This window comes from Lentzea aerocolonigenes, from assembly GCF_000955955.1.
GTDB classification, from domain to species: Bacteria; Actinomycetota; Actinomycetes; order Mycobacteriales; family Pseudonocardiaceae; genus Lentzea; species Lentzea aerocolonigenes_A.
Window position 1 is genome coordinate 1 of sequence record NZ_JYJG01000344.1, and the last position, 1,068, is coordinate 1,068.

The following is a 1,068-nucleotide window of genomic DNA, read 5'->3' on the forward strand; positions in this document are numbered from 1 at the left end:
TCTAGTCCACTTCGGACATTGTTCTGGGTGAACGATGTCACCAGGACCGTGGAGGCGGGCTGACGGAACTGTCCGTCCTCCGCAGGGCATCGGTGCGCAGAGCTCGCTCCGTCCGTGCGGCGGAACGGGTGCCGGCCGTGGACCGGCCCGATCTGGCGTTGGTGGACCTGGACCTGCTGGGCGACGCCCTGTCGTTGATCGGAACGCTCTCCGGAGCCGAGGTCGTCGCGGTCGTCTCAAGCGAAGAGAGCCGACAGTCCACAGAGGACAGCAGAAGGAGAGATCCGCCGGAGCGCGCGGTGGTGTGCGTCAGCGATCAGCCGTCATCGTCGGGCTGGTGGTGTCGTCCAGCACCGCGCTGAGCCCGGCCGACACCTCGGTCAGCCAGGACACGGTCGGCTCACAGGCCTTGCCGCGGACCTCTCCCCGTTCGTCCGCCACCGCGGTGACGGTGACGAGGACGAGCCGGATGCAACGCAACCATGCTTCCGCTTCCGCCCGTGAAGCGAGGTGGACGACGCCGGTGGAGGACGACAGCGCGCACGCCATGAGGCGAGCGTGGAACGAGACGTCTCGCATGCACGCGGCTGCCGAGACGGAGTAGACCCAGTCGGGTTCCTGTTCGCCGATCTCGGCCCGCAGGATCGCGGTGACCCTCGCGTCGCGGCACAGCGCGGGATGCGGCCAGGACCACCCGCCCGGCGTCGTGTCGAACAGGCCGAGGTGGTGGTCCAGCAACGAGACGAGCCCGTCGGTGTAGCTGCGCAGCACCTCGATCTCGTACCTGCTCAGCACTCCGACGTAGGTGGAGTCGCCGCACCGGTCCCAGCTGATCATCGAGACTCCTCCAGGCCGTCGGACGTTCACGAGGTCCGACGAGGATGCTCGTCCCATCCCCGGAGGTTCTCGACTCCACCCGGTCTTTCGGGGCCATTCGGGCAGGATCTCTGCGCGAACGCACCGCCGACCTGTGAGGTCCAGAACCGGCGGTCGTGGCACCGAGGACGTCGCGGCGCCGGCCGGGCACGTCTGCGGGGACACCCCGATCGCGGTGTTCGGGTGCGGCAC

1 protein-coding gene is annotated in these 1,068 nt (G+C 68.7%); it reads right to left on the reverse strand.

Going from position 1 to position 1,068, the window contains the following annotated elements:
- Positions 1-309: 309 nt before the first annotated feature.
- On the reverse strand, positions 310-837 hold the full coding sequence (locus UK23_RS36730) for a hypothetical protein (protein WP_045316371.1): 528 nt from the start codon (positions 835-837) through the stop codon (positions 310-312).
- Positions 838-1,068 lie beyond the last annotated feature (231 nt).